This window comes from Erythrobacter sp. CCH5-A1 (genome assembly GCF_001557115.1).
Lineage (GTDB): Bacteria > Pseudomonadota > Alphaproteobacteria > Sphingomonadales > Sphingomonadaceae > Erythrobacter.
In genome coordinates this window covers 1-26,089 of record NZ_LSKQ01000145.1, presented here as the reverse complement: position 1 = coordinate 26,089, position 26,089 = coordinate 1, and the positions used below count along the sequence as shown (strand labels likewise).

The 26,089-nt window shown below is 68.8% G+C and carries 28 protein-coding genes; 10 read left to right on the top strand and 18 right to left on the bottom strand.

The window, feature by feature from the left end:
* Window positions 1-223: 223 nt before the first annotated feature.
* Complete coding sequence (locus AX708_RS08250) at window positions 224-940, bottom strand: uroporphyrinogen-III synthase (protein ID WP_066532888.1); 717 nt, start codon at window positions 938-940, stop codon at window positions 224-226.
* Complete coding sequence (gene hemC, locus AX708_RS08245) at window positions 937-1,878, bottom strand: hydroxymethylbilane synthase (RefSeq protein WP_082745722.1); 942 nt, start codon at window positions 1,876-1,878, stop codon at window positions 937-939. The genes AX708_RS08250 and hemC overlap by 4 nt, the downstream gene beginning before the upstream one ends.
* Before the next feature lie 44 nt (window positions 1,879-1,922).
* On the opposite strand from hemC, the gene tsaD reads away from it, so the two are divergent.
* The 8 genes from tsaD to AX708_RS08205 all read left to right on the top strand — a co-directional run bounded on the left by tsaD (window position 1,923) and on the right by AX708_RS08205 (window position 9,923).
* Window positions 1,923-2,996, top strand: coding sequence for a tRNA (adenosine(37)-N6)-threonylcarbamoyltransferase complex transferase subunit TsaD (gene tsaD / locus AX708_RS08240; RefSeq protein WP_066532889.1), 1,074 nt, complete (start codon window positions 1,923-1,925; stop codon window positions 2,994-2,996).
* On the top strand, window positions 2,993-3,994 hold the full coding sequence (locus tag AX708_RS08235; protein WP_066532891.1) for an NAD(P)H-dependent glycerol-3-phosphate dehydrogenase: 1,002 nt from the start codon (window positions 2,993-2,995) through the stop codon (window positions 3,992-3,994). The genes tsaD and AX708_RS08235 overlap by 4 nt, the downstream gene beginning before the upstream one ends.
* Entirely contained in the window at window positions 3,991-5,535 is a 1,545-nt protein-coding gene (locus tag AX708_RS08230) for a lipopolysaccharide biosynthesis protein (protein WP_066532892.1), read from the top strand. Before AX708_RS08235 ends, AX708_RS08230 begins: the two co-directional genes overlap by 4 nt.
* Window positions 5,536-5,613: 78 nt before the next feature.
* The gene (locus AX708_RS08225) at window positions 5,614-6,186 is read left to right on the top strand and encodes a hypothetical protein (protein WP_066532894.1); all 573 of its coding nucleotides are present in this window, start codon (window positions 5,614-5,616) and stop codon (window positions 6,184-6,186) included.
* A gap of 72 nt (window positions 6,187-6,258) precedes the next feature.
* Window positions 6,259-6,615 (top strand): response regulator, encoded by a 357-nt coding sequence (locus tag AX708_RS08220; RefSeq protein ID WP_066532896.1) that lies wholly within the window; start codon window positions 6,259-6,261, stop codon window positions 6,613-6,615.
* Between the two features lie 123 nt (window positions 6,616-6,738).
* On the top strand, window positions 6,739-7,374 hold the full coding sequence (gene maiA / locus AX708_RS08215) for a maleylacetoacetate isomerase (protein WP_066532983.1): 636 nt from the start codon (window positions 6,739-6,741) through the stop codon (window positions 7,372-7,374).
* 25 nt (window positions 7,375-7,399) lie between these two features.
* Window positions 7,400-8,410, top strand: coding sequence for a fumarylacetoacetate hydrolase family protein (locus AX708_RS08210; RefSeq protein WP_066532898.1), 1,011 nt, complete (start codon window positions 7,400-7,402; stop codon window positions 8,408-8,410).
* Window positions 8,411-8,471: 61 nt separating this feature from the next.
* A complete protein-coding gene (locus AX708_RS08205; protein ID WP_066532899.1) occupies window positions 8,472-9,923 on the top strand; it encodes an NAD-dependent succinate-semialdehyde dehydrogenase in 1,452 nt (483 codons plus the stop codon).
* A 20-nt stretch (window positions 9,924-9,943) separates the two neighbouring features.
* On the opposite strand, the gene AX708_RS21265 is transcribed toward AX708_RS08205, so the two are convergent.
* From AX708_RS21265 to AX708_RS08165, 10 genes are all read right to left on the bottom strand, one after another.
* On the bottom strand, window positions 9,944-10,066 hold the full coding sequence (locus AX708_RS21265; protein ID WP_255357985.1) for a hypothetical protein: 123 nt from the start codon (window positions 10,064-10,066) through the stop codon (window positions 9,944-9,946).
* Between the two features lie 469 nt (window positions 10,067-10,535).
* Window positions 10,536-11,702, bottom strand: coding sequence for an alpha-hydroxy-acid oxidizing protein (locus AX708_RS08200; RefSeq protein ID WP_066532900.1), 1,167 nt, complete (start codon window positions 11,700-11,702; stop codon window positions 10,536-10,538).
* A gap of 70 nt (window positions 11,703-11,772) precedes the next feature.
* The gene (locus AX708_RS08195) at window positions 11,773-12,114 is read right to left on the bottom strand and encodes a DUF393 domain-containing protein (RefSeq protein ID WP_066532901.1); all 342 of its coding nucleotides are present in this window, start codon (window positions 12,112-12,114) and stop codon (window positions 11,773-11,775) included.
* Window positions 12,114-12,248, bottom strand: a complete 135-nt coding sequence (locus AX708_RS19875; protein WP_082745723.1) for a DUF2474 domain-containing protein — start codon at window positions 12,246-12,248, stop codon at window positions 12,114-12,116. Before AX708_RS19875 ends, AX708_RS08195 begins: the two co-directional genes overlap by 1 nt.
* Before the next feature lie 34 nt (window positions 12,249-12,282).
* The gene (cydB, locus tag AX708_RS08190) at window positions 12,283-13,278 is read right to left on the bottom strand and encodes a cytochrome d ubiquinol oxidase subunit II (protein WP_066532903.1); all 996 of its coding nucleotides are present in this window, start codon (window positions 13,276-13,278) and stop codon (window positions 12,283-12,285) included.
* Window positions 13,278-14,732, bottom strand: coding sequence for a cytochrome ubiquinol oxidase subunit I (locus AX708_RS08185; protein WP_066532905.1), 1,455 nt, complete (start codon window positions 14,730-14,732; stop codon window positions 13,278-13,280). The genes cydB and AX708_RS08185 overlap by 1 nt, the downstream gene beginning before the upstream one ends.
* A gap of 146 nt (window positions 14,733-14,878) precedes the next feature.
* Window positions 14,879-15,661: a sulfite exporter TauE/SafE family protein gene (locus AX708_RS08180; RefSeq protein WP_066532907.1), complete on the bottom strand. Its 783-nt coding sequence runs from the start codon at window positions 15,659-15,661 to the stop codon at window positions 14,879-14,881.
* Complete coding sequence (locus AX708_RS08175) at window positions 15,658-16,083, bottom strand: DUF6691 family protein (protein ID WP_066532910.1); 426 nt, start codon at window positions 16,081-16,083, stop codon at window positions 15,658-15,660. Before AX708_RS08175 ends, AX708_RS08180 begins: the two co-directional genes overlap by 4 nt.
* A complete protein-coding gene (locus AX708_RS08170; RefSeq protein WP_066532913.1) occupies window positions 16,080-16,544 on the bottom strand; it encodes a YeeE/YedE family protein in 465 nt (154 codons plus the stop codon). The genes AX708_RS08175 and AX708_RS08170 overlap by 4 nt, the downstream gene beginning before the upstream one ends.
* Entirely contained in the window at window positions 16,541-17,473 is a 933-nt protein-coding gene (locus tag AX708_RS08165; RefSeq protein WP_066532985.1) for an MBL fold metallo-hydrolase, read from the bottom strand. Before AX708_RS08165 ends, AX708_RS08170 begins: the two co-directional genes overlap by 4 nt.
* 76 nt (window positions 17,474-17,549) lie before the next feature.
* Between AX708_RS08165 and AX708_RS08160 the strand changes: the two genes are divergently transcribed.
* Both AX708_RS08160 and AX708_RS08155 read left to right on the top strand, forming a co-directional pair.
* The gene (locus AX708_RS08160) at window positions 17,550-18,182 is read left to right on the top strand and encodes a peroxiredoxin (RefSeq protein WP_233999628.1); all 633 of its coding nucleotides are present in this window, start codon (window positions 17,550-17,552) and stop codon (window positions 18,180-18,182) included.
* Window positions 18,179-18,526, top strand: coding sequence for a helix-turn-helix transcriptional regulator (locus tag AX708_RS08155; RefSeq protein ID WP_066532916.1), 348 nt, complete (start codon window positions 18,179-18,181; stop codon window positions 18,524-18,526). The genes AX708_RS08160 and AX708_RS08155 overlap by 4 nt, the downstream gene beginning before the upstream one ends.
* Here AX708_RS08155 and AX708_RS08150 read toward each other — a convergent pair.
* The 6 genes from AX708_RS08150 to AX708_RS08125 form a co-directional block, all read right to left on the bottom strand.
* Complete coding sequence (locus AX708_RS08150) at window positions 18,523-19,203, bottom strand: hypothetical protein (RefSeq protein ID WP_067489912.1); 681 nt, start codon at window positions 19,201-19,203, stop codon at window positions 18,523-18,525. The two genes, AX708_RS08155 and AX708_RS08150, sit on opposite strands and share 4 nt — an antisense overlap.
* The gene (locus AX708_RS08145) at window positions 19,200-20,213 is read right to left on the bottom strand and encodes a sterol desaturase family protein (protein WP_066532921.1); all 1,014 of its coding nucleotides are present in this window, start codon (window positions 20,211-20,213) and stop codon (window positions 19,200-19,202) included. Before AX708_RS08145 ends, AX708_RS08150 begins: the two co-directional genes overlap by 4 nt.
* 135 nt (window positions 20,214-20,348) lie before the next feature.
* Window positions 20,349-21,260, bottom strand: a complete 912-nt coding sequence (locus tag AX708_RS08140) for a DNA-binding response regulator (RefSeq protein ID WP_066532924.1) — start codon at window positions 21,258-21,260, stop codon at window positions 20,349-20,351.
* Window positions 21,250-22,722, bottom strand: a complete 1,473-nt coding sequence (locus AX708_RS08135; RefSeq protein ID WP_082745724.1) for an ATP-binding protein — start codon at window positions 22,720-22,722, stop codon at window positions 21,250-21,252. The genes AX708_RS08140 and AX708_RS08135 overlap by 11 nt, the downstream gene beginning before the upstream one ends.
* Before the next feature lies 1 nt (window position 22,723).
* On the bottom strand, window positions 22,724-24,493 hold the full coding sequence (atzF, locus tag AX708_RS08130; RefSeq protein WP_066532927.1) for an allophanate hydrolase: 1,770 nt from the start codon (window positions 24,491-24,493) through the stop codon (window positions 22,724-22,726).
* Window positions 24,490-26,089, bottom strand: a 1,600-nt coding sequence (locus AX708_RS08125) for a carboxyltransferase domain-containing protein (protein WP_156454553.1), incomplete at its 5' end; no start/stop codon positions are given. The genes atzF and AX708_RS08125, both read right to left, overlap by 4 nt.

Genomic DNA, 26,089 nt, shown 5'->3' with positions numbered 1-26,089 from the left:
ACCAAGTGCCGCGCCGGTCCGGTTCGATGCGCGGCGGCGGGGCCGAGGTTGTACCACACCGCCCAGCCCGCGAGCGCGCCACCCAGAAGGAAGGCAAGGCACGCAGCGAGCAAGGCGCCGCGCATCGAACCGGACCGGCGCGGCACTTGGTCAAACGATGGTTCTGGCGGCGATGCCATGGCGATCCGTTCTTGCGACCCTGTCTTGGTTCCGGCGCGCGCGGTTACGGCTGCCGTTGCGGGGATGATGGAATGGAGCGCGCCTCTTGGCACAAGTCAAATGCCAATTGCAGGAACGTGCTCTCATCAGGGCGCTCAGCGGTGAGGATCGCGGGCCATCCCTCGCCGGCCGCCGCCGCGATCCGCGGGCCGAGCGCTGCGAGGGTGATGCGGGCGCGGTCGAGGCCGAGGCGTCCCACCTCGGCGGCGAAATGCGCGGCAGTGGCGGCGGAGTGGAGCAGCACCAGTGCTTGGCCCGATGCCAGCAGCGGCGCGGCAGGATCGAGCGCCAGGCTCTCGCTGCGATAGGCGATCACTTCGGCAAAGGTGACGCCCGGGGGCGGCATGAGCGGGACGTGCTCCTCGCCCGCGATGCGCAGCAGGTGGCAGGGGGCGGCGATGGCATCGAGCACGCCTTGCAGGCCCCCGCTGCCCGTCAGGGCGACGGTGAAGCCGGCGGCGCGCGCGGCGGCGGCGGTTGCCTCGCCCACCGCGAAGACGGGCTTGGCGGTGAGGCGGGCGAGGTGCGGGCCGCCGTGGAGGATGGCGTTGGCGCTGCCGATCAGCAGCCCGTCGATGCCGGCGGGGTCGGGGCAGTCCCACGCCAGCGGGCGGATCGCGGAGAGCGGCTGGCCGGTGATGGTGAGGCCGAGAGCGCGGGCTCGCTCCAGCGTCGCGGCCAGCCCCGGCTCGGGACGCAGCGCAAGGAGGTGGAAGGTCAAACCGCCGCCCTGAAATGCGCCGCGATGCTCTCGGGTGCGCGGGCGAGAAGGTCGGCGGCGAGCAGCTCCACGGCCGTACGGTCTGCGGGGGTGAAGGTGGCGGTGCCCTCGATCCGCTCGGCCCCGTCGGGCGAGAACAGCGCGGCGCGCATGGTGAGGATGCCCCTCTCCAGCTCGCACAGCACCGCGACCGGGGAATGACAGGTGCCGCCCAGCTCCGCGAGGAGAGCGCGCTCGGCCTCCAGCTCGGCGCGGGTCGGGGCGTGGTCGATCGCGGCAAGGAGCGCGGTGGTGGCGGCGTCATCGGCGCGGCATTCGATGGCGATGACGCCTTGGGCCGCGGCGGGGATCCACTCGTCGGGCCCGAGCGGCGTGCCGACCTCGGACTGGTCGAGGCGTTCGAGGCCCGCCGCCGCGAGGAAGGTCACGTCGGCCTCCCCCTCGGCGAGCTTGCGCAGGCGGGTGGCGACGTTGCCGCGGAAGGTCACGACCTTGCAGTCGGGCCTGAGGTTCAGGAGCTGCGCCGCCCGGCGCGGGGCGCTGGTGCCGACGGTCGCGCCTTGGGGGATGGCGGCGATGCTGGTGGCGCCCACCAGGCAATCCCGCCGGTCGGCGCGCGGCAGGAAGGCGGGGAAGTGGAAGGCATCGGGCCGGATCGTCTCGACATCCTTGGCCGAGTGGACCGAGAGGTCGATCCGCCCCTCGCCCAGCCACTGGTCGAGCTCCTTGGTCCACAGCGCCTTGCCCCCGATCTCGGCGAGGGGCCGGTCGAGCACCTTGTCGCCGCTCGCCAGCACGGGGACGAGTTCGACCTCGTCTTCCGCCCAGCCGTGGGCGGCGCACAGGCGCGCGCGGGTCTCGAAAGCCTGCGCCATCGCGAGCGGGGAATTGCGGGTGCCGAGGCGGAGGCGCGGCGGGGTGCGTTCAGGTTCAGTCATGGCCGCGCTTGCTCTAGCCCGCACAAGGACTAGATGGAAGCCGGATGGGTTCAGCAGCACACACCTTGGACACGGCGCTGGTATTGGGGATCGAGTCGAGTTGCGACGAGACCGCGGTCGCACTGGTGCGCGGCGACGGGACGATCATCGCGCAGGCGATCGCCAGCCAGGAGGCCGAGCACGCCCCCTATGGCGGCGTCGTGCCCGAGATCGCCGCGCGCGCCCATGCCGAGCGGCTTGCGCCGATGCTGGCGAAGGTGATGGGTGATGCGGGCGTGGCGCTGGACGACGTCGATGCCATCGCCGCGACCGCCGGACCGGGGCTGATCGGCGGGGTGATGGTCGGGCTGGTGAGCGCCAAGGCCCTCGCGATGGCGGCGGACAAGCCGCTGTTGGCGGTCAACCACCTCGAAGGCCACGCACTCTCGCCGCGACTGGCGGATGCCGGCCTCGCCTTCCCCTATCTGCTGCTGCTGGTCTCGGGCGGGCATTGCCAGATCCTCGCCGTCGAGGGCGTCGGCCGCTACCGCCGCCTCGCCACCACCATCGACGATGCGCTGGGCGAGGCCTTCGACAAGACCGCCAAGATCCTCGGCCTCGGCTATCCCGGCGGGCCTGCGGTCGAGCGGCTGGCGCTGGAGGGCGATCCCAAGGCGGTGCCGCTGCCGCGCCCGCTCAAGGGTTCGCCCGAGCCGCACTTCTCCTTCGCCGGGCTCAAGAGCGCGGTGCTGCGCGCGGTCGAGAGCGGCGCGCACAAGCCTGCCGATATCGCCGCGAGCTTCCAGCAGGCCGCCGTGGAATGCCTGATCGACCGGCTCGAACGCGCGCTCGAGACTGCGGGCCCCTTCCCCGCGCTGGTCGTCGCGGGCGGGGTCGCGGCCAACAGGACTGTGCGCGGCGCGCTCGAAGCGCTGGCGGCCAAGCATGGGATGCGCTTCACCGCCCCTCCGCTCGCGCTGTGCACCGACAATGCCGCGATGATCGCCTGGGCGGGGCTCGAACGCCTCGCGCAGGAAGGCGAGGACTTCGCCGGCGATCCGCTCGATTTCGTCGCCCGCCCGCGCTGGCCGCTCGATCGGGCGGCCGAGGCGGTGCGCGGCGCGGGGTATAAGGCATGAGCGACAAGCAGACCATCGGCGTCATCGGCGCAGGCGCATGGGGCACCGCCCTCGCCCAGATGCTCGCGAGCGACGGGCGCGATGTGGTGCTGTGGGCCTACGAGCCGGAGGTGGTGCAGGCGATCAATGCCGAGCATCGCAACCCGCTCTACCTGCCCTCGGCCACCCTCGCGCCGACGATCCGCGCGACCGGCGAGCTGGCCGACCTCGCGCGGCTCGACATCGTACTCGTCGTCACCCCCGCGCAGGTTCTTGGCCGCGTGCTCTCCGGCCTTCCCGCCCACCCCCGCGATCTCGTGCTGTGCTCCAAGGGGATCGAGGCGGGCACCGGGCGGATGATGTTCGACGTCGCCGCCGAGGCCGCGCCGGAAAGCGAGATTGCCGTCCTCTCCGGCCCGACCTTCGCGCATGAAGTCGCCGCCGGCCTGCCGACCGCCGTCACCCTCGCTTGCGATGGCGGGCGCGAGCAATGGGAGCGGCTTGCCCCTGCGCTCGCCCGCCCGACCTTCCGGCCCTATTACTCCGACGACGTGATCGGCGCGGAGATCGGGGGCGCGGTCAAGAACGTGCTCGCGATCGCCTGCGGCGTGGTGGACGGCCTCGGCCTCGGCCAGAACGCGCGGGCCGCCCTGATCACGCGCGGCTTTGCCGAAATGGCGCGCTTCGGCGCGGTTTACGGTGCCAGCTTCGACAGCATCGCCGGCCTGTGCGGGCTCGGCGATCTGGTGCTGACGTGCTCCTCCACCTCGAGCCGCAATTTCTCGCTCGGCCGCGCGCTCGGCCAGGGGATGAGCGCCGCCGAGGCACTGGCCGACAAGCGCACCGTGGCCGAGGGCGCGCACACCGCGCCGGTGCTGGCTGGCCTTGCGCGCGAGAAGGGCATCGACATGCCGATCACGCTGGCGGTCGCCGATCTGCTCGCCGGCACGCCTGCGGCCGACGTGGTGCAGACGCTGCTCGCCCGCCCGCTGAAGGCCGAACGGGACGCGCGCGCGTGACCTCGCCCGCCGCTCCGCCCCAGGCCGATCACAGCGCGCATGACGCCGACGATCTCGCCCAGCTCGCCAAGGGCGGGCGAACCAATACGCTGGGCTTCGTGATCCGCCTGATCGCGCGCATCCCCTTCCTCGTCATCGCCACGCGCCTCTACGGGGCCGAGGCGCTGGGGCGCTTCGCCTCGGCGCTGGTGCTGATCGAGATCATCGCGCTGGTCTGCACGCTGGGCGAGAAACGCGGCCTCGCGCAGCGCCTGTCCGAAGGCGCGGGCGAGGACCGGGAGGCGGAGACCAACCTCGTCTATGACGGCCTGCTGCTGGCGCTTGCCTATTCGGCGGTGGCGGCGGGCGTGTTGCTGGTCTTCCCCGAACCGATGTTCCCCAACGGGATGAACAGCCGCTGGGACATCTGGCTGGTCGCGACCATCCCCGCCTTCGCCGTCACCGAGATCCTGCTCGCGGCGCAAGCCTACCGCTTCGATATCGCCACCACGGTGCGCGCACGCGCGGTGATCGAACCGTGGACGATCTCGATCGGCGCGGGGCTGTTCTTCCTCTTTCCCGCCACGCGCGAGAGCGGGCTTGCGCTCGCCTTCATCGCCTCGATCTATGCCGGGCTGCTGACCGCCTTGTGGCCGTTCCTGAAGAGCTACGGCCTGCCGCGCGACTGGAAGCCGCACCCGCGCGCGATGGCCGCAATGGCCGCGCGCGCCTTTCCGCTGGTGGGGGCCGACGCGATCGAGCGCGGCACGCGGCTGCTCGACATCTTCATCCTCGGCCTCTTCGCGCCCCCGCAGGCGGTGGGAATCTACTACGCCGCGCAGCAGATCGCGTCGCTTCCGCAGAAGTTCAAGACGAGCTTCGAGCCGATCCTTTCGCCGGTCATCACCAGGAACCTCAGGATCGGCAACATGGACGCCATCGCCGCGCAGGTGCGGCAGGTGGGGTTCTGGATCATTGCGGTGCAGCTGGGGGTGGCGCTGGTGCTGGGGGTGCCGGGCGAGGCGGTGATGGGCCTGTGGGGGCCGGACTATGTCGCCGGAACCGCCGCGCTTGCCTTTCTGCTCGCCGCCGAGGTCGCCGCCTCGATGGCGGTCGTCTCGGAAAGCGTGCTGGTCTACATCGCAAGGAAGCGCAATCTGGCGATCTCGGTCGGCATCATCGCCCTGCAGGCGGGGCTGACGATCGCGCTGATCGAGGCGGCGGACCGCTTCGCGCTCGGCAAGGGCTACGAGGCGGCGGGCGCGGCGGGTGCGCTGATGGTGTCGCTGGCAGTCTCGAGCCTCGTCAAGGCACTGCTGCTGGGGCGCCTGCTGGACGCCCCGGTCAGCAACTGGCGCTGGGCGCTGGTCCATGCCGCGGCGCCCGCAGTGATCGTGGGCTATGCCTTCACCTGGCTCCCCGAATGGACCGAGCTCGTCTTCGGCGTTCCCGCGATCCTCGCAACCTATGCCCTGGTGATCTGGCGGCGCGGCTTTGACGAGGCGGACAAGGTGCTGTTCCGAAAGCAGGTTGTCCCCGATCCGGCGACCGACCTGCCCTAACCTCGTGCATGGGCGAAGCCGCCCGAGGCTGCTAAAGCCCCGACCTATTAGCGATTCTTGCCGGAGACCCAAGCCCCCATGTCCGCCGATCTGACCGCCTACCTCCCGTTGATCGTCATCGCGCTGGTCGCCCTTGCGGTGCTGGTGTGGATCATCAGCCGCACCGGCCGCCGCGCGCGGGTGACCGACGAGGACGGTGCGCCGGGCATCTTCCGCGACGTGCTTGAGGAAGGCGCCGCGCCCGCCGCACGCAACCAGGCGCTGATCGACGCGCCGCGCGGGATCGAGATCATCCAGGGCGAGCTGTCGGCGATGGCCAATGCCCAGGTCACCGGCCTCGCCCCGCTCGGCACCGACGCGGAGGCCGGCCCCGCGCCCGAGCCCGCTCCCACCCCCGCAGCCGCGGGTCCGGCCGACGACCTCACCCGCATCAAGGGCCTCGGCCCCAAGCTCGCCGCGCTGCTCGGCGAATTCGGTGTCACCACCTTTGCCCAGATCGCCGCATGGACGCCGCAAGAGATCGAACGCATCGACGCCAAGCTCGGCCGCTTTGCGGGTCGCATCGTGCGCGACCAGTGGGTGGAGCAGGCCAAATTGCTCGCGGCGGGCGACGAAACCGGCTTCACCGCAAGATTCGGCAACAACGGATGAGATTCCCCGAAGGTTGACGTCCAAACCGTGTTACAACCCCCGTCTGGGATTCGTCAACACGGGAGAAGACCGATGGCTTTGCGAATCTTGGTGGCCGAAGACGAGTTCATAACCGCCTTCGATCTGTGCGATACCTTCGAGGAAGCGGGCTACGAGGTCGAAGGGCCGCATGCCGGGATTTCCTCGGCGATGCTCGCCTGCCAGAAGGAAAAGCCCGATGTCGCGCTGCTCGATATCGAGCTGGCCGACGGGCTGAGCCTCGAACTGGCGCAAAAGCTGCTGGACGATAACGTGCCGGTGATCCTGCATTCCGATCCCGAGGACACCCGCGTCCTGGCGATGCGCTTTCCCAAGGCGACAACGCTGGCAAAGCCCTGCCCGCCGGCCAAGCTGCTCGACACGGTGAGCCGGATCGTGACTCCTGCGTAAAAGGGGGGCCGGGCAGAAGCGAAACACCCACCGCCCAAGGCAGAGCTCCGGGCGGGAGAATGACAGGTTACGCCCACCCTTGCCCCCCCGCCTGAACCCTGCGATGCAAGCGCCATGAGCACGATGAAACTCTACGGCTACTTCCGCTCGTCGACCTCCTACCGCCTGCGCATCGCCCTGAACCTCAAGGGCCTCGCCTTCGCAAACATCCCCGTCGATCTGCGCACCGGGGCGAACAAGGACGCCGCCTTCACCGCACGCAATCCCTTCGGCTCGCTGCCCATGCTGGAAGCGGACGGGCGCGACCGGGCGCAGTCGATGGCGTTGCTGGAGTGGCTCGACGAGGCCTACCCGCAAGCCCCCTTCCTGCCCAAGGACATTGAGGCGCGCTACACCGTGCGCGAGCTAACCTATGCCATCGCGACCGAGATCCATGCGGTCAACAACCTGCCGGTGCTCAAGTACTTGAAGGACCCGCTCGGCCACACGCAGGACGAGATCGACGTCTGGTATCGCACCTGGCTGAAGCGCACGCTCGATCCGGTCGAGGCGCGGCTGGCACAGCTGGGCACCGGCGATTTCCTTCACGGCGACGCGCCGGGGTTGTTCGAGATCGTGCTTGTGCCGCAACTCGCGAACGCGCGGCGGTTCGATTACGACCTTTCGGTCAGCCCCCACCTCACCCGCATCGAGGCCGCCTGCCTTGCGCTCCCCGCCTTCGCGGCGGCGCACCCTGACAGGCAAATCGACGCGCAATAAAAACACGTCTCGGGAGGACAAACACATGAAACTCGCAACGCTCGACAACGGCACGCGCGACGGCATGCTGGTGGTGGTCAGCAAGGACCTCACGCGCTGCTGCGCCGCCGGCTACATCGCGCCGACCATGCAGGCCGCGCTCGACAACTGGGAGCGGGTCGCGCCCGAATTGGAGGTGCTCGCCCGCGATGTCGAGCACGAGACCGTGCCGTGCGAGCGCTTCCACGAGCGGCAGGCCCACTCCCCCCTGCCGCGCGCCTATCAGTGGGCCGATGGCAGCGCCTATATCAACCACGTAGAGCTCGTCCGGCAGGCGCGCGGCGCCAAGGTGCCCGAGAGCTTCTACTCGGACCCGCTGATGTACCAGGGCGGCTCGGACTCCTTCCTGCGCCCGCGGCAGGACATCCCGCTGGGCGACCCCGCCTGGGGCTGCGACATGGAGGGCGAGATCGCCTGCATAACCGGCGATGTGCCGATGGGCTGTTCGGTCGAGGAGGCCGCCTCCCACATCCGGCTGCTGATGCTGGTCAACGACGTTTCCCTGCGCGGGCTGATCCCCGCCGAGCTGGAGAAGGGCTTCGGCTTCTTCCAGTCCAAGCCCGCCAGCGCCTTCTCGCCCGTCGCGGTGACGCCCGACGAGCTGGGCGCGGCCTGGGAGAACAGCCTGATCCACCTGCCGCTGATGGTGGACCTGAACGGCCAGCCCTTCGGCCGCGCCAATGCCGGGGTGGATGCGACCTTCAACCTTGCGCAGCTGGTGGCGCACGCGGCCAAGACCCGCAACCTTGCCGCCGGCACGATCATCGGCACCGGCACGGTCTCGAACAAGGGCGCGGACGGCGGGCCGGGCACGCCGGTGGCCGAGGGCGGCGCGGGCTATTCCTGCATCGCCGAAATCCGCATGATCGAGACCATCCGCGACGGCCAGCCCTCGACCCCCTTCATGCAGGCGGGCGACACGGTGCGGATCGAAATGCGCGACGCGTCCAACCACTCGATCTTCGGCGCGATCGAGCAGCACGTGGTGGCTGTCTAGGGGCTTGTCCCGCGCCTGGCAGACCCCACCTAGGCCCCGCCCCCGACCAAAGGAAACACCGATGACCGACTACCCGACCCTCAAGTTCCTCATCAACGGCGAGTGGGTCGATACGGGCGATGCCGGGACCATGGCGGTGATCAATCCGGCGACGGGCGCGGAGATCGCGCAGTGCCCCAAGGCGGGCCCGGCCCAGCTCGACGCGGCATTGAAGGCCGCGGGCGATGCCTTCCCCGCGTGGAGCGCGACCTCGGGGGCCGAGCGCCACGCGATCCTGCGCCGCGCCGCCGACCTGATGCGCGCGCGCGCGCCTGCAATCGCCAAGGTCGTCACCGCCGAAATGGGCAAGCCGCGCGCGCAGGCGCTGGGCGAGATCACCGGCTCGGCCGACGTCATCGATTTCCTCGGCGAAGAAGCCAAGCGCCGCGGCGGACGCCTGATCCCCACCCGCGGCACCCAGCTGATCGCGCAGATGGTGACGCATGAACCCATCGGCCCGGCGGTGCTGCTGACCCCGTGGAACTTCCCGGTGAACCTGCCCGCCAAGAAGATCGCGGGCGCGCTCGCGGCCGGGTGCACCGCGATCCTCAAGCCGGCCGAGAACACGCCGGCGAGCGCGCAGCTGCTGGTGGAATGCTTCATCGATGCGGGCGTGCCTGCGGGCGTGCTGAACCTCGTCCACGGTGACCCCGGCCCGATTGCCGAGCGTCTCGTCGCCTCGCCCGTCACCCGCAAGGTAAGCTTCACCGGATCGACCGCGGTCGGCAAGCAATTGGGCGCGCTCGCGGCGACCCATATGAAGCGCTTCGCGCCCGAGCTCGGCGGCCATGCGCCGGTGATCGTCAGCAAGCACGCCGACGTCACCCGCGCGGCGGCGATGTGCGCCGGGACCAAGTTCCGCAACGCCGGCCAGGTCTGCGTCTCGCCGACCCGGTTCCTTGTCGCGCGCGAGATCTACGACACCTTCGTCGCCGACTTCGTGGCGGCTGCGAGCAAGATCAAGGTCGGCAATCCGGGGGCGGACGAGAGCGTCGACATGGGCCCGCTCGCCCACGCGCGGCGCGTGACCGCGATGGAGCAGGTGGTGGCCGATACCGGCGGCAATCGCGGCGAGGTCGTTACCGGGGGCAGCGCGATCGAAAGCACGGGCTTCTTCTTCCAGCCCACCGTCATCGCCAACCCCGCGCCCGACAGCCGCTTCATGCTCGAGGAACCCTTCGGTCCGATCGCGGGGATCGTCCCCTTCGATGCGATCGAGGACGCGGTCGGGATCGCCAACAGCCTGCGCTATGGCCTTGCCGCCTATGCCTTCTCGGGCAATCTGGACGAGGCGCATTATCTCGGCCGGGCGCTGCGGGCCGGGATGGTTGGGATCAACCAGCTGATCGTGTCCTCGCCCGAGACCCCGTTCGGCGGGGTGGGCGACAGCGGGTTCGGATCGGAAGGGGGCGAGGAAGGCTACCTTGCCTTCACCGACACCAAGCTGGTGATGCTGGCCAAGGCGGGCGGCTGAACGCCCGCCCGGTCACGGTGTCAGGCGAGCGGAATGATGCCCGCGAGCCGTTGGAGCAGGGTCTTGGGACGATACATCGGCTGGATGCGGCCATAGCGCGCCTGGCGCGACCTCTCGTCATAAAGGCAGACCGTACGGCGCATAGGATCTGGCCGGCTCGACCAGAAAGTCGGTTTTTCCATCTGTCGCGTCCCCGAATCGCGTGTTTTTATGTTGCGGTAGCTAACACCAAAGCTGTGGATAAACGAGTCGTATCGGCGCCCTGCGCAAATTTCGTTACGCGCGCGTCAATAACCTGAAGCGTGTCAATTCGGGTTTGTTCCCGGGGTGTGGCAAAAAGATGCCTTAGAGCGGTTTCCGACCATCCTGACCCACCCTGCTCGCGCTCTGACGTCCGCTGGACAGGAATGGCGCACGGCAGGGGCTGGTTGCCACTGCAAGTGACATGACGAAGCCAGCGGACTTCAGAGCGCGACCCCGCAGGGGCGGGCCGAATTGGGCCGAGGGCCACGTTGCTCGTCGCTCACGATGCGCTGCATCGCTCGCTTCTCGCGCCTTGTCCGCAGCCCAATTCGGCTCCGTCAGGGTGGGTCAGGATGGTCGGAAACCGCACTAACGGTCGGTGCGACGCGCTCCGGCCTCGCGCACGGCGGCGAGCGTGGGGTAGCCGTTGACCGCCATCAGCAGGTCCGCCTCGGCAAGGATAGAGCGCAGCACCCACGCCGCGCCCTCCGCCCCGCCGAGCGCAAGGCCATAGGTGTAGGGCCGCCCCACCCCCACCGCGCGCGCGCCCAGCGCCAGCGCCTTGACCGCGTCCGTGCCCGAGCGCACGCCGCTGTCGAACAGGACAGGGGTGTCACCCGAGGCTTTCACGACATCTTCAAGCAGGTCGATGGTGGCGATCCCTCCGTTCGCCTGCCGCCCGCCGTGGTTGGAGCAATAGACCGCGTCCGCCCCGTGATCGACCGCGCGGCGCGCGTCCTCAGGGTGGCAGATGCCCTTGAGGACGATGGGGAGCTTGGTCACCGACTTGAACCACGCCATGTCCTCCCAGGTCAGCACCTGCCCGAAGGTCGCCGCCCAGGTGAAGATCGCGGCGGCCGGGTCTTCCTCGGGAGACTTGGCGAGCAGCGAGCGGAACACAGGATCGGTGAAGTAGTTCTGCAGCACCTTGCCGCGCAGCTGCGGGAAGTTCGAGGCGTTGAGATCACGCGGCCGCCAGCCCGTCACCCAGGTGTCGAGCGTCACCACCAGCGCCTTGTAGCCCGCCTCCTCGGCGCGGCGGATCAGGCTTTCCGCCAGCTCGCGGTTCTTGGGGGTGTAGAGCTGGAACCACGCAGGGGTATCCCCGCAGGCGGCCTTCACATCTTCGAGCGGATCGTTTGCGAGGGTCGAGGCGCAGAATGGCACTCCCGTCAGCGCCGAAGCGCGCGCGGCGGCCATGTCGCCGTGGCGGTCCTGCGAGGCCTCGCCGTTCAACCCGATGGGAGCCATGAACAGGGGCGTCGGGTAGCGGTGGCCGAACAGCTCGATCGAAAGATCGCGCGTCGAGCAATCGACCATCATGCGCGGCACCATGCCCCAGTGGTGGAACGCGGCGGCGTTCTGGTCCTGCGTATGCTCGTCCCCGCAGCCGCCCGCGACATAATTGGTGAGTATCGGCCCCAGCGCCTCGTGCGCGCGTTTTTCGAGCGTGGCGAAATCGACCGGGTAGGTGGGCAGGATGCCCCTGAGGCCTGCGTTGTAGATCTCGTTCTGCATCGCGCCGAAATAGGTCATGGCGGCGGTTCTCTCCCTTGTGTTTGCAAGGGAGAAAGCCTCAAGCTCGGCCCTAGAGCAAGCGCTATTCTCAGGCGAAGAGACGTTGCAGCCGCGGGCGCAGGCACAGGAAACGGATGTAGAGCGCCTCGAGCAGGCGAAGCACGCGGGGGTGCCTCGCCGCCAGCCCGAGCGGCCGCAGCAGCGGGATCGCGCGCCACATCGCGGCAAAGGCCGCCGCGCCATCGTGGATCACCCCGTCCTCCTCGGCATGGAAGCGCGCGAGGAGCTGGGTGCGGTCGACAGGACAGGACGGATCGCTGCCCTCGGCGACATCGATGAAGGCGATACGCCCGCGCCGGTCCAAGCGCCGCATCAGCGCGATCTCGCGCAGGCAGAGCGGGCAGGCGCCGTCGTACCAGACCTTGACCATCAGGGCGCGATCCACAGGCGAATGATGTAAGCGACCGCGCCCAGCACCGCGACGCTCGCCGCCCAGATGCCGACCATCCAGAGCAGGCGCTGCCAAAACGGACCTTCCGGCGGTTTCTCTGACGGCGCAAGCATTATTGTTGTCCTACCGCTGCGCTACTTGAGGACATCAGTGATACCCCTCGTGCCCGACCTTGCCCCTGAACACCCAATAGGCCCATGCGGTGTAGGCTAGGATCAGCGGCATCGTCAGCGCCACGCCCACCAGCATGAAAGCCTGGCTGCGATAGGGCGCTGCGGCCTCCCAGATCGTGACGCTCTCGGGCACGGCATAGGGCCAGATTGTGACGCCGAGGCCACTCATCCCGAGGAAGAACAAGGCAATCCCCAGCCAGAACGGCTTCGAGTTGCGCTCCTTGAGGATCGCCCGCAGCATCGAGATCGCGACGATTGCGGTCAGGATCGGCACCGGGGCGACATAGTAGATCTCGGGCGCGGAGAGCCAGCGCGCGGCGTAGTCGGCGTTCAGTGCGATGTTGTAGAGGCTCACCGCCCCCATCAAGACAATGGTCGCCGCGCCCCAGCGGATCGCGAGCTTGCGGGCGTGGGCCTGCTCCTCGCCGTCGAGCTTCCAGATCAGCCACGCTGCGCCCAGCAGCGCATAGCCCGCCACCGTGCCGAGGCCGGTCAGCAGCGTGTAGGGCGTGAGCCAGTCGAACCAGCTGCCCGCATAGGCGCGGTCCACGACGTCGATCCCCTGCAGCAGCGCGCCCAAAGTCATCCCCTGCGCGAGCGCGGCGACGAAGCTGCCGCCCGAAAAGGCGATGTCCCAGAACTTCTGGTGCGCCGGGTCACGCCAGCGGTATTCGAACGCCACCCCGCGGAACACGAGGCCCAATAGCATGGCGATGATCAGCGGGTAGGTCGCCGGCAGGATCACCGCATAGGCCAGCGGGAAGGCAGCAAACAGCCCCCCTCCCCCCAGCACCAGCCAGGTCTCGTTCCCGTCCCACACCGGCGCGATCGAGTTCATCGCCCGGTCACGCTCGCGCCCCGGTGCGAAGGTCGGGAAGAGGATGCCGATGCCGAGGTCGAAGCCGTCCATCACCACATAGGCGAAGACCGCAAAGGCGATGATGAAGGCCCAGACGACGGTGAGGTCCATCACACCGGCTCCCTGTCGGCGGGGGCCTCGGTCGGCAGGGTCTCCTCGCCGCCCGGGTTCTGCGTCGGCCCCGGGGTGATGCCCGCGGTGCGGATCGGGCCGACATCGCCGCGCTTGACCCCGTATTCGCCCGGCTGCGGGGCCTTGCCCATGAGCTTGAGGATATACCACACGCCGATGCTGAAGACGGTGAAATAGACGATGATGAAGGCCAGCAGCGAGGCAGCGACGGCGGGCGCATCAAGCGGGCTGGCGGCGTCGGCGGTGCGCAGCAGGCCGTAGATCACGAAAGGCTGGCGGCCGACTTCGGTGGTGATCCATCCGGCGAGCACCGCGGCAAAGCCGGAGGGCCCCATCAGCACGGCAGCGCGGTGCAGCCAGGGCATGTCGTAGAGCCGCCGCCGCGCCCGGCCCCACAGGCTCCACAGGCCAATGCCGAGCATCGCAAAGCCGATGCCGACCATGATACGGAAGCTCCAGAACACAACGCCGACCGGCGGCTCGCGGTCATCCGGAATGGTGTCCAGCCCGGCGAGCGGGGCGTCGAGATCGTGCTTGAGGATCAGCGACGACATCTTGGGAATCTCGATCGCATAGCGCACCGTCCGCGTCTCGCTGTCGGGGATGCCGAACAGGATCAGCGGCGCGCCATCGGGGTGGCTCTGGTAGTGCCCCTCCATCGCCATCACCTTGGCGGGCTGGTGTTCGAGGGTGTTCAATCCGTGCATGTCGCCAGCGAAAATCTGCGCGGGCGTGACGATCGCGGCCATCCACATCGCCATCGAGAACATTGTGCGGGCGTGCGGGTTGGCGCGGTCCTTGAGCAGGTGCCATGCGCCCACGGCCCCGACCACGAAGGCGGTGGTGAGGTAGGCGGCCATCACGGTGTGGACCAGGCGATAGGGGAAGGACGGATTGAAGATGATCGCCGCCCAGCTCTCGCCCGGGAGATACTGGCCGTTCTCGCCGATCAGATAGCCCGTCGGCGTCTGCATCCAGCTGTTGACGCTGAGGATCCAGAAGGCCGAAACGAAGGTGCCCAGCGCCACCATGAAGGTGGCGAAGAAGTGCAGCTTCTTGCCGACCTTGTTCATCCCGAACAGCATCACGCCAAGGAAGCCCGCCTCGAGGAAGAAGGCGGTCAGCACCTCGTAGGCCATCAGCGGGCCGATGACGGGGCCCGCCTTGTCCGAGAACACCGACCAGTTGGTGCCGAACTGGTAGGACATCACGATCCCCGAGACGACGCCCATCGCAAAGGCGATCGCGAAGATCTTGAGCCAGTATTTGAACAGGTCGAGATAGACCGACTTGCCGGTCTTCAGCCACAGCCCCTCGAGCACCATGAGGTAACTCGCCAGCCCGATCGAGAAGGCCGGGAAGAAGAAATGGAAGCTCACCGTGAAGGCGAACTGGATCCGCGCGAGGAGCAGGGCGTCAAGGTTCTCGAGCATGATCGGCAGTTAATCCCATGGCCTCGGCGATCAATTGCAATCGCTGCATGAGGTATACGGTTGGACGGGGAAAGGGTTGCACCTTGCGCGAATTGGGTCGGACGAATTGAGGGGAGCCCCGCGGTGCAGGCGCGAACGCAGAGGGGCTATCCCCACAGCGCCTGTCCACTCTTGAAGAGCATGTAGGCCGCGACTGCGAATATCAGCAGCGCGAAGATCGTCTTGAGCTGGCCGCCCGCGGCAAGGCGATGCGAGGCGCGCGTGCCGACGAGGCCGCCCGCCGTGCCGCCGGCGATGAACACGCCGGCGAGGCTCCAGTCGACAAGGCCCGAGGCAGCATAATTGCCCGCCGTCGCCAGCCCGAACGCGGTCACCGCGACAAGGCTGGTGCCTACCGCGTTCACCATCATCATGTCGGTCGAGGCGATCAGGCCGGGGACGATCAGGAAGCCCCCGCCGATGCCGAAGAACCCGCTGAAGGCCCCGGTGCCGAGGCCATAGGCAATCAGCTTCGGGGCATTTTCGCGGCCCAGCCTGACGCCGGGGTCGCCTTGCGCCTTGCGGCTGCGCAGCATCAGCGCGCCCACCACCAGCATCAGCAGCGCGAACAGGACGAGCAGTTTCTCGCCATCGACGCTCTTGCCGAGACTTGAACCGGCGAGCGCGCCGATCACGCCGAAGGTCGCGTAGACCGTCCCGCAAGGCCAGCGCACATCGCCCGCGCGGGCGTGCTGGACGAGCCCGATCGCGGCATTGGCGGCGACCGCGAGCGCGCTGGTGCCGATCGCGACGTGGGGGTTCGTGACTCCCACCAGATAGACCATCAGCGGCACGGCGAGGATCGACCCGCCCCCTCCGACCAGGCCGAGCGTGAAGCCGACCAGCACGCCCGACAAGGCGCCCAGCGTCAGGTGCAGGGTGTCGATCATGCGCCGCCCCGCCCTTCGGCGAGGCGCGCAACTCGCATGCCCGCCAGCATCGCGGCGACGAAGATCGCGGCAGGCACGGGGTCGATGGCGAGCGCGGCGAAGCCCGGGCCGGGGCACAGGCCCGCAATGCCCCAGCCGATGCCGAACAGCGCCGATCCGCCGACGAGGCGCGGGGTGATGTCGCGCGCGTCGGGGAGGGAAAAGGTCGCGGCAAAGGCGGGGCGCTGCATCCGGCGCTGGATCGCCCAGGCGAGCGCCATCACCGCCACCGCCCCGCCCATCACGAAGGCGAGCGTCGGGTCCCAGTTGCCGAACAGGTCGAGGAACCCCCGCACCCGCGCCGGATCGGTCATGCCGCCGATGGTAAGCCCCGCGCCGAAGATCGTGCCCGAGACGAGCGGCAGGATCAGCGCGCGGATCATGGCAGCACCTCGAGGCCGAAGGCGTTCATCGCCGCGACGGTCGCAAAGCCGGTCGCCATGAAGGTCGCGACCGCCACCAGCGAGCGCTGCGAGAGGCGGCTCATGCCGCACACCCCGTGCCCGCTGGTGCAGCCGCTGCCGAGGCGCGTGCCGAAGCCGACGATGAGCCCGGCGACGATCAGTGTTGCCGGTCCGGCAAAGGCGGGCGCCTCTGACGCGGTGAGGCGGGTGACCAGCAGCGCGCCCAGGGGAAGGCCGAGGACGAAAGCCCATGCCGCGCTGCGCGGCAGCGAACTCTCCGCAAGGCCAAAGGCGCGCGCCGCAATCCCGGAGACCCCCGCGATCCGCCCCGCGCCCAGCAGCATCAGCGCCGCCGAAAGCCCGATCAGCACGCCGCCGACCAGCCCCTCCACCGGCGCGGCATCGGGAAAGCCGGCCAAAAGACCTTCGAAGCGCGTCATACCGCGTTCACCGGCAGCTTGAGGTAGGTGACGCCGTTGTCCTCCGGCGGCGGCAGGTGGCCGGCGCGCATGTTGACCTGCACGGAGGGCAGGATCAGGCGCGGCATGGCGAGGGTCGCGTCGCGCGCCTCGCGCATCGCCACGAAATCGTCCTCGGCGATACCATCGTGCGCGTGGACATTGCCCGCCCGCTCGGCGGCGACGGTGCTCTCCCACACATAGTCGCTGCGGCCCTCGGGCAGGTAGTCGTGGCACATGAACAGCCGCGTCGCAGGCGGGAGCGCGAGGATGCGGCGCAACGAGCGGAACAGGGTGCGCGCGTCGCCGCCCGGGAAATCGGCGCGCGCGGTGCCGTAGTCGGGCATGAACATGGTGTCGCCCACAAACGCCGCGTCGCCCACCAGATAGGCGATGCAGGCGGGGGTGTGGCCGGGGACATGCATCACTGTGACCGGCAGCGAGCCGATGGTGAAGCTGTCGCCGTCATGGAACAGCACATCGAACTGCGATCCGTCGCGCGCGAATTCGGTGCCGGCATTGAACAGCTTGCCGAACACCGCCTGCACCCGCGTTATCTCTGCGCCGATGGCGATTTTCCCGCCGAGCCGCTCCTGAAGATAGGGCGCGGCCGAAAAGTGGTCGGCATGGGCATGGGTCTCGAGCAGCCATGTCACTTTCAGATTTTGCGAAGTGACATGGGCGATCACCGCATCGGCGGAGGTGGTCGCGGTGCGGCCCGAAGCCGGATCGAAGTCGAGCACCGAGTCGATGATCGCCGCCTCGCGGGTCGCAGGATCGTGGACGACGTAGGTGACGGTGAAGGTCGCAGGGTCGAAAAAGCTGGCGATTTCGGGGCGCAAGCGCGGATCGGCAGCGGCGGCGCTTGCCTGGGCGATGGCTTGTTCGAGCACGCGATCGGGGCTGCTCATGACGGTTTCTCCAATCACTTTCATAAATCGTGTATATGTGTTGCAATGCTTCCGGTCAAGGTCTATGCTTCGCCGTATGGACCAACCCGCCGCACCCCTACGCATCGGCGATGCCGCCCCCGACTTCGAGGCGCGCAGCACCGTCGGCCACGTCCGGCTCTCCGACCACCGCGGGCGCTGGCTCTTGCTGTTCTCGCACCCGGCGGACTTCACGCCGGTATGCACCACAGAGTTTGTCGCCCTCGCCCGCGAGGCAGACGCCTTTGCCAAGCGGGGCTGCGACCTGATGGCGCTCTCGGTCGACAGCCTCTTCGCCCACTTCGCCTGGTTGCGCATGATCCGCGACCGCTTCGGCGTGGAAGTGCGCTTCCCGATCATCGAGGACCCGACGCTGGTAATCGCCCGCGCCTTCGGCATGGTCTGCGCCGCCGACCGTGACAGCGGGGCGGTGCGTTCGACCTTCTTCATCGACCCCCACGGCGTGATCCGGGCGATGACCTGCTATCCGGCGAACCTCGGCCGCTCGATCCCCGAGATGCTGCGCATCCTCGACGGGCTGCAGGCGGTCGACGCTGAGGGCGCGCTGGCGCCGGCCAACTGGCAGCCGGGCGATCCGCTGCTCGAACAGCCCGGCCACGATCTCGACGCGGTGTTCGATGCCGAGGAGGCGACCGCGTGGTTCCTGCGCGAGACGGGGCCGGCCGCATGATCGCGGAAGCGGCCCTCGTCGAGGCACTGAAGGCGCTTGCCCACCCCCTGCGCTGGCGGATCCTCGCCGCGCTGGCAGGGGCTGAGCGCAACGTCGGCGAGATCGAGCAGGCGACCGGCATCGGGCAGCCGGCGCTCTCGCAGCAATTGGGCGTGCTGCGCAAGGCGGGACTGGTGGTGACCCGCAAGGATGCCAAGATGGTGTTCTATTCGCTGGAAGCCCGGGCCATCGCGGCGGTCACGGATGCACTGTCGGATCTTTCACCGGAGCGCCCTGCACGGGCACCCGCATTGCCGCAGCGCGCCAGCGCCCCCGGCGTCGCCAACTTCGCGCGGCTGTCCTAGGCAGCGGGCGGCGGGCCTGCGAGCGCGGCGCGCAGGCGGCGGCGCACGAGGAAGGGTTCGAGCCAGCGTCCGGCGAGATAGATCGCCGCGAAGATGCCCGCGAGCACATAGCCCTCGGTCGGGGAATGACGGCCTTCGTCCTTCTTCTTCTCGTCCTTCTTCTTCTTGCTCGGGTCTTCGGGCGCGGGCGCCCCGAGGAATTCGTCGACGGGGTGGAGCTTCTTGGCTTCCTTGGGTTTCTCTTCGTTCTTCTCCGCCTTCGCGCCTGTCTCGGCGCCGGAGGCTTCCCAGGCGTTGATGGCGACCGCCATCTGCGCAAAGCCGAGGAACAGCAGCGGGGCGAGGAAGCACAGAAGTAGCGCGTGGCTGAAAAGGTCGAAGCGCAGCACCGCGCCCGCGCCCGCCTGCTCGATCCACATCCGGCCGCGGGTGAAGGTCGCCAGCTTGTCCTGCGCTTGGGGGTTGCGCTTGGTATAGGTCAGCACGCCGCCTTCTTCGGACATCGCCGTGCCGGGGGTGCGCAGCAGCGGATCGATCCGCGCGAAGGCCTCGGCAGGCGACATGGCGGGGTCAATGGGCACTGCGCCGCGCACGCGCCAGATGTGGTCGATCAGCGGCAGGCTGAGCACGGGCATGGCGCGGTGCGGCGTCGCGAGCGTTCCCGCGGCCCCGCTCACTCGGCCGGTTCCAGCGCGGGCTGCATCACGCCGCCGTTACCGCCGCCGAAACGCCTGGCAAACCACGCCTTGCCGTCACGCCAGCCCTCGCGGAAGGGGAAGACCATCGTCTCGCCGATGTCCATCCGCCGCCCGCCTTCCATGCCCAGCACTTCGGCCTCGCCGTCGACGCAGGTGCCGAAGATGCGGTCCCAGATGATCCAGGTGCCCGAGTAGTTGCTGCGCGTCGCTTCGTAGTCCTGCGAGTGATGGACCGAGTGATGCTCCACGGTGTTGAAGATGAAGCGCCACCAGGCGGGCGTGTTGAAGCGCACGTTGATGTGCTGGTAGACGCTGACGGTCATCCCGATCGCGCCCGCCAGCAGGAAGGCGCGGGGGAGGAAGTCGAAGAACCCACCGATCCCGAGGCCGATCAGGAACAGCTCGACCGGATTGCCGACCGCTCCCTTCTGCACGTTCAACTGGGTGATGTAGTGGTGCGGCGCATGGGTCAGCCACAGCGGGTGCCAGTTGTGCATCGCGCGGTGCATCCAGTACTGCCCGAAGTCGAAGATCATCGAGATGATCACCGCCTGCAGCAGCAGCGGCAGGCCGGTGAACCAGTCGAACTTCTTCCAGTCGAAGGCGCCCTGCACCGCTTCGACGATCGCGCCGTCGCCGATATAGGCATCGACCATCCGCAGGAAGGTCATGCCGAGCGCGACGTAGAACACGTCGGTTGCGAATTCCTTCCAGGTCAGCTGCCAGCTCTGGTAGCGCGGGTTGACCCATTCGAGCACCAGCAGCAGCACCGTCCAGCCCAGCCGGATCGCGATCGCGGTCGAGGCTACGGCGAGCCAGTTGGGGGCGTAGTACCAGAAGGCGATTGCCGCAAAGAGCATGAAGGGCTGGAAGTAGGTGAAGACGAACTGCTTTACGGGCCCGCCTTCGACCTTGCCGATATTCTCCCAGCCGACGGTCACGGGCGCATCGGCCCCGATGATCCGCTTGCCCACCTGAACTCCGGCCATGACGCACCCCTGCATGAGAATTTGCGCATTCTTGCCCTGCCAGCCATGGCAACCTCGCGCGCGCGAGGAAGTGGGCAAATGACGTAGACCTATGCGAACCCGTAGCAAGTACCTGATTCAGAACGTCTCGACCGGTCAGTCAGACATTAGTCTGACAGCAATTGCTGTCGCCGCCGCACGGGTTTCCACCCCCAGTTTGCGGAACACCTGTTCGAGGTGCTTGTTGACCGTGCGCGGGCTTATACCAAGGATCTCGCTGATGGTCTTGTTTGTTTTGCCATAGCTCACCCACAGCAGCACTTCGGCCTCGCGGCGGGTGAGGCCCGCCTGCTTCTGGAGCGCGGCGATCTTGCCGTCCTCGCGCACTTCAGTGAGCTTCAGGAGCACCTCGCCCGGCTGGTCGCTTTCGAGCAGGACGATCTCGATCTCCATGCCGCGCACAGTGGCGCGGGTGCTGGGGGCAGGATGCGCCTGATCGCTCCCGACGAGCGCCGCGACGGATTGGCGCAAGGGTTCGGGGAGCTGCGCGCTCTCGGACGTCCAGGCCGGATCGATGGCGAGGAACAGGCTGTCGGCCTGCGGTGTCGACCAGGCGAGCGTCCCGCCCTCCCCCACCGCAGCAAGGCTGCGCCCGGCAAGCCCGAGCGCAAGGCGCGAGCGGTGCGCGCCGCGGGCATTGGCTAGGTGCACGCGGATGCGCGCCAGCAGCTCCTCGACGACGATCGGCTTCCGCACATAGTCCACCCCGCCCGTACCGAGCGCGGCGACGACATGTTCGGGATCGTTGAGGCCCGTGAGGAAGATAACCGGGATATGCGCAGTCTTGGCCGAGCGCTTGATCGCGCGGGTGGTCTCGATCCCGCTCAGGCCGGGCATCACCGCGTCCATCAGAACGAGATCGGGCTGCACCTCGCCCAGCAGTTCGAGCGTCGCCTCGCCGCTGCGCGCGATCAGCACGGTCATGCCCTCGGCATCGAGGGTGTCGACCAGGAACCGGAGCGATTCCGGGTTGTCGTCAACGACGAGGATCGTGTCCCTATGCGGCATCGGCGCGCACCGATCTGGCGAGATTGGCCAAGGCTTTCAAGTCGAAGCTGTCGAGGCTTGCGCGCATCCTTTCCGCAAGCGGCACGGCCTCGGGGGCGAGCGCGGCGATCCGGTCGATCTCGGCCTCGATCGCGCGGACATGGCCGATCCGCACCAGCCGCTCGATCTCGGCGCAATGCGCGGCGGCGAGGGGCGCGATGATGCGCGGGAGCGCGGCTGCCCCCGCCAGTTCCGGCGGGGCAGCGCGCGGCGCGCCCGCGGCGCGCACCCACTCGATCCCGAGCTGGCTCTCGATCATGTCGATCAGGGTGTCGAAGGCGAAGGGCTTCATGATGAAGCCGTCATGATCCGTCCCCGCGCCCTCGGACACTGGTGCCTCGCCCGAGAGCATCACGATCCGCAAAGCCGCGCCATGACGGCGGCGCAGCTGGGCGGCAACTTCCCAGCCGTTCTCGCTGCCGAGCGCCACGTCGCACAGCACGAGGTCGGGCTGGAGTTGCGCGGCCAGCGCAAGCCCGCTCGCCGCGTCGCGCGCGCTGCGCACCTGGAAGCCCAGCGGTTCGAGCAGGCCGCAGACCACGGCCAGATGCGCCGGCTCGTCGTCGATCAGCAGCACCCAGCGCTCGCGCCCGAGATAGCCCGTCACCGCGCCCGCCTGCGGCGCAGGTTCGGACGGCGGGGTGAGCGGCTCGGACAGCATCAGCCGGACCATGAAGCGCGATCCTTCACCCGGCGCGCTCTCGAGCCGGATCTCGCCGCCCATGATATGCACCAGCGCCTGCGTGATCGCGAGGCCGAGACCGACGCCGGGACGCTCGCCCGCAGGGCCGCCGACCCGCTCGAAGGGGGCGAAGATGCGGCCCGCATCCTCGGGCGCGATGCCGATGCCGGTGTCGATCACGGTGAAGGTCGCCAGCTGGTTGCGGTAGTCAACCTTGAGCGTCACGCTCCCGTGGTCGGTGAACTTGATGGCATTGGCGAGGAGGTTGATCATCACCTGCCGCAGCCGCTTGGGATCGGCGTGGACGAATTCGGGCAGGCGCTCGGGCCGCTCGAGCACCAGCGCCAGCCCCTTGGCCTGGGCCTGAAGCTCGAGCATCGCCATCAGCTGGTCGAGGAACTCGGGGAAGCGGATCGCCTCGCGCGTCAGGGACATCGCCCCGCCTTCGACCTGCGCGATGTCGAGCAGGCCCTCGACAAGGTGCGCGAGGTGCTCGGCGCTGCGGCGGATCACCTTGGCCGCTCCCAGAGCGTCCTTGCCCTCGCCGCGCTCGATCAGCTGGGCATAGCCGTAAATCGCATTGAGCGGCGAGCGGATTTCGTGGGCGACGCTGGCAAGGAAGCGGGTCTTGGCCTCGTTGGCGGCCTCGGCGGCGTCCTTGGCGGCGGCAAGGCGCGCGACCGCCTCGGCCTCTGCCTCGCCTTCCCCCCGCAGCCAGTTGGTGATCCGCCCCGGCATCATCTCACCGCGAGGCGATGTAGGCGCGCCAGCCGCCGAGGTGGGTGATGTCCTCGGCACCCTTCAGCGCGCGCGGCTCGGCGACGAAGCCCTTGACGCTGCTGCCGTCGGCGAGGGTCACCGTGCCGATCGCGAGCGGCGGCGGGACTTCGGCGACGAAGCTGCCGAAGCTCGCCATGTCGAGCTCGTAGACCTCGAGCGCAATGGCTGCGCCCTCCTCGGCGTGCACCAGCGCGGGCTTTGGCGGCACAGAGTCGGCCATCGCAAAGAGCCGGTAGGTGGGCGCGGTGGTGAAGGCGCCGACGAAGCTCGCATTGCGGCTGGTCAGCTGCCAGTGCAGCGGCATGCCTTCGAGGTGGGCGCCGACGACGGCAAGCCTGATGGTGTCCATATGGTCTCCAAGGTCGAGAGGGGGTGGGGGCGGCAAGGCGGCCAGGGCCAGATAGGCCTGCGCGAGGCCGAGAAGGGCCTTGTCGCTGTGGGCCGGGCCGATGAAGGTGATCCCGAAGCCGGTGCTGTTGGATTTCGCCCCCGCGGGTACGGCAATCGCGGCCATGTCCAGCAGATTGACGAAATTGGTGTAGAAGCCGAGATTGCTGTTGAGCGCGACCGGCGCCTCGAGCAGCTCGGCCACCCGGTAGGTGGTGCCGGTGGTGGGGAAGGCGAGCGCGTCCACCCCTTGCCACATCGCTTCGGCCCCGCGCGCTAGCTCGGCAAGTCGGTAGATCCCGTTCCACAGCTCGGTCGCCAGCATGGTGCTGCCGGGCGCGATCACCTCGCGCACCACGGGGTCGATGGCGAGCGGACTGCGCTCCAGCAGCGCGGCGACCGCAGCGGTGCGCTCGGCCACCCAGGGACCTTCATAGAGCAGCCGCGCCGCCTCGCGCAGCGGTTCGATGTCGATCTCGACCAGCGTATATCCGCGCGCCAGCGCCGCCAGTGCGCGGTCGTAGAGATACTCCGCCTCGACATCGCCGAAAAACTGGCGCTGGTCCTTGCGCGGCACGCCGATGCGGCGCGCGCCTGTGAGCGGCACATCGGCGAGCGGGCGCGAGAAGGCGTCCTCGCCGTCGAAGCCCGCGAGCATGGTATCGACCAGCGCCGCATCGCCGGGCGCATCGGTGAACACCGTGATGCAATCGAGGCTACGGCAGGCGGGCACCAGCCCGCGCGTGCTCCATCGGCCCTTGCTGGGCTTCAAGCCCACGAGGTGGTTGAACGCCGCCGGGACCCGCCCCGATCCGGCGGTATCGGTCCCGAGCGCAAAGGCCACCAGCCCCGCCGCCACCGCCACGGCGCTGCCGGAGGACGAACCGCCGCTGACATAGTCGCGGTTATAGGCGTTCCTCGGGATGCCATAGGGGCTGCGCGTACCGACAAGGCCGGTCGCGAACTGGTCGAGGTTGGTCTTGCCCACGCAGATCGCGCCCGCCGCTTCCAGCCGCTCGATCACCGTCGCCGAACGCTCCGGCTGGTAGGCGAAGGCCGGGCAGGCGGCGGTGGTCTCGAGACCCGCCACGTCGATATTGTCCTTCGCCGCATAGGGCACGCCCGCCAGCGGCAGGCGCTCGCCCGCCGCCACGCGCGCGTCGATGGCGCAGGCCGCGGCGCGCAGGGCGGCCGGGTCGGCGCGGGCAATCCACAGCTGCGGCTGGTGCGCGTCATAGGCGGCGAGGCGCGCGAGGGTCTCCTCCATCACCGCGAGCGCGGTGGTCGCGCCGCTGCCCACGCCCTGCGCGATTGTGCCGGCACTGAGGCGGGTGAAGGCGCTCATGACGCCCTCCTCAGGGCCAGCATCGGCGCGCCGGGGTGCACCGACTGGCTCTCGGCGATATAGACCGCCTCGACCGTGCCGCTCGCCGGAGCCTCGAAGGGGCATTCCATCTTCATTGCCTCGATCACCGCGATCACCTCGCCCTCGGCGACGCTGTCGCCGGGGCTGACGAGCAGTTTCCAAACGCTCCCGCCGAAGGGCGCCTCGATAAGGTCCGCGCCCTCGGGCACCTCGATGGCCGCCGCATCGCCCGCGCCGCCATCCGCGCCGAGCAGCGCGCTGACCCGGTCGAACTCCCCGCTCGCTTGCCACGCGGCGCGCTCGGCATCGAAGGCGGCCTGGCGCGTGGTTTCGAAAGCGGCAATGCTCTCGGCGTTATCGTGCAGGAAGGCGCGATAATCGGCGAGGCGAAAGGTGGTCTCCTCGATCCTGAGCGAGCGCCGCCCATGAGGAAAATCGCGCCGCCACTCGGCGAGCTCCTCGGCGCTGACCGGGAAGAAGCGGATCTGGTCGAAGAACCTGAGCAGCCAGGGTTTGCCCCCGATGAAATCCTGCGTCTGACGGTGGGTGTTCCACACCTGCACCGTGCGCCCGAACAGCTGGTAGCCGCCCGGCCCCTCCATCCCGTAGATGCACATGTAAGCCCCGCCGATCCCGACCACATTGGGCGGGGTCCAGGTGCGCGCGGGGTTGTACTTGGTGGTGACGAGGCGGTGGCGCGGATCGACCGGCGTTGCCACCGGCGCGCCGAGATAGACGTCGCCAAGCCCGAGCACGAGGTAGCTCGCATCGAAGATCAGGCCCTCGACCGCCTTGGCGTCGGGCAAGCCGTTGATGCGGCGGATGAACTCGATGTTGTCCGGGCACCAAGGCGCATCGTCGCGCACGGCGGCGATGTATTTGTCGATGGTCTCCTGCGTCGCCGGATCGCGCCAGCTCAAGGGCAGGTGGACGATGCGCGAGGGGGCCTCGAAGTCGGCGAGATCGCCCATCGCCTCCTCGGCGGTCATCAGCGCGGCGAGCGCGCCTGCCTGATCGAGCCGCTCGCCATCGAAGTGCAATTGCAGCGAGCGGATGCCGGGGGTGATGTCGATCAAGCCGGGAAGCCGCATCGCCTCCAGCGCCTGCATCAGCGCATGGACGCGGATGCGCAGCTCGATATCGAGCACGATCTCGCCATATTCAACGAGAATGTTGCGGTCCCCCTGCTGGCGGTAGGTGGTGCGCGGGCGGGTGCCGGTGGCGGGAAGCTCGGCGAGGATCGGCGAGAGGTCAGCGATGGGCCGGGGGGCGGCGGTGTCTTCGATCGACACCGGAACGAAACGCACGCGGTCGTCGGGCGAGAGTTGCCCGATCTTCCAGCGGTCTTCCGCGATTACCGTGAAGGGGCACACGAAACCGCCCAATGAAGGCCCGTCGGGGCCGAGGATGATCGGCATGTCGCCGGTGAAGTCGACCGCGCCGATGGCGTAGGGATTGTCGTGAATGTTCGACGGGTGCAGCCCCGCCTCGCCCCCGTCGCGCCGCGCCCACTCGGGCTTGGGGCCGACGAGCCGCACGCCGGTGCGGTTGGAGTTGTAGTGCACCTGCCACTCG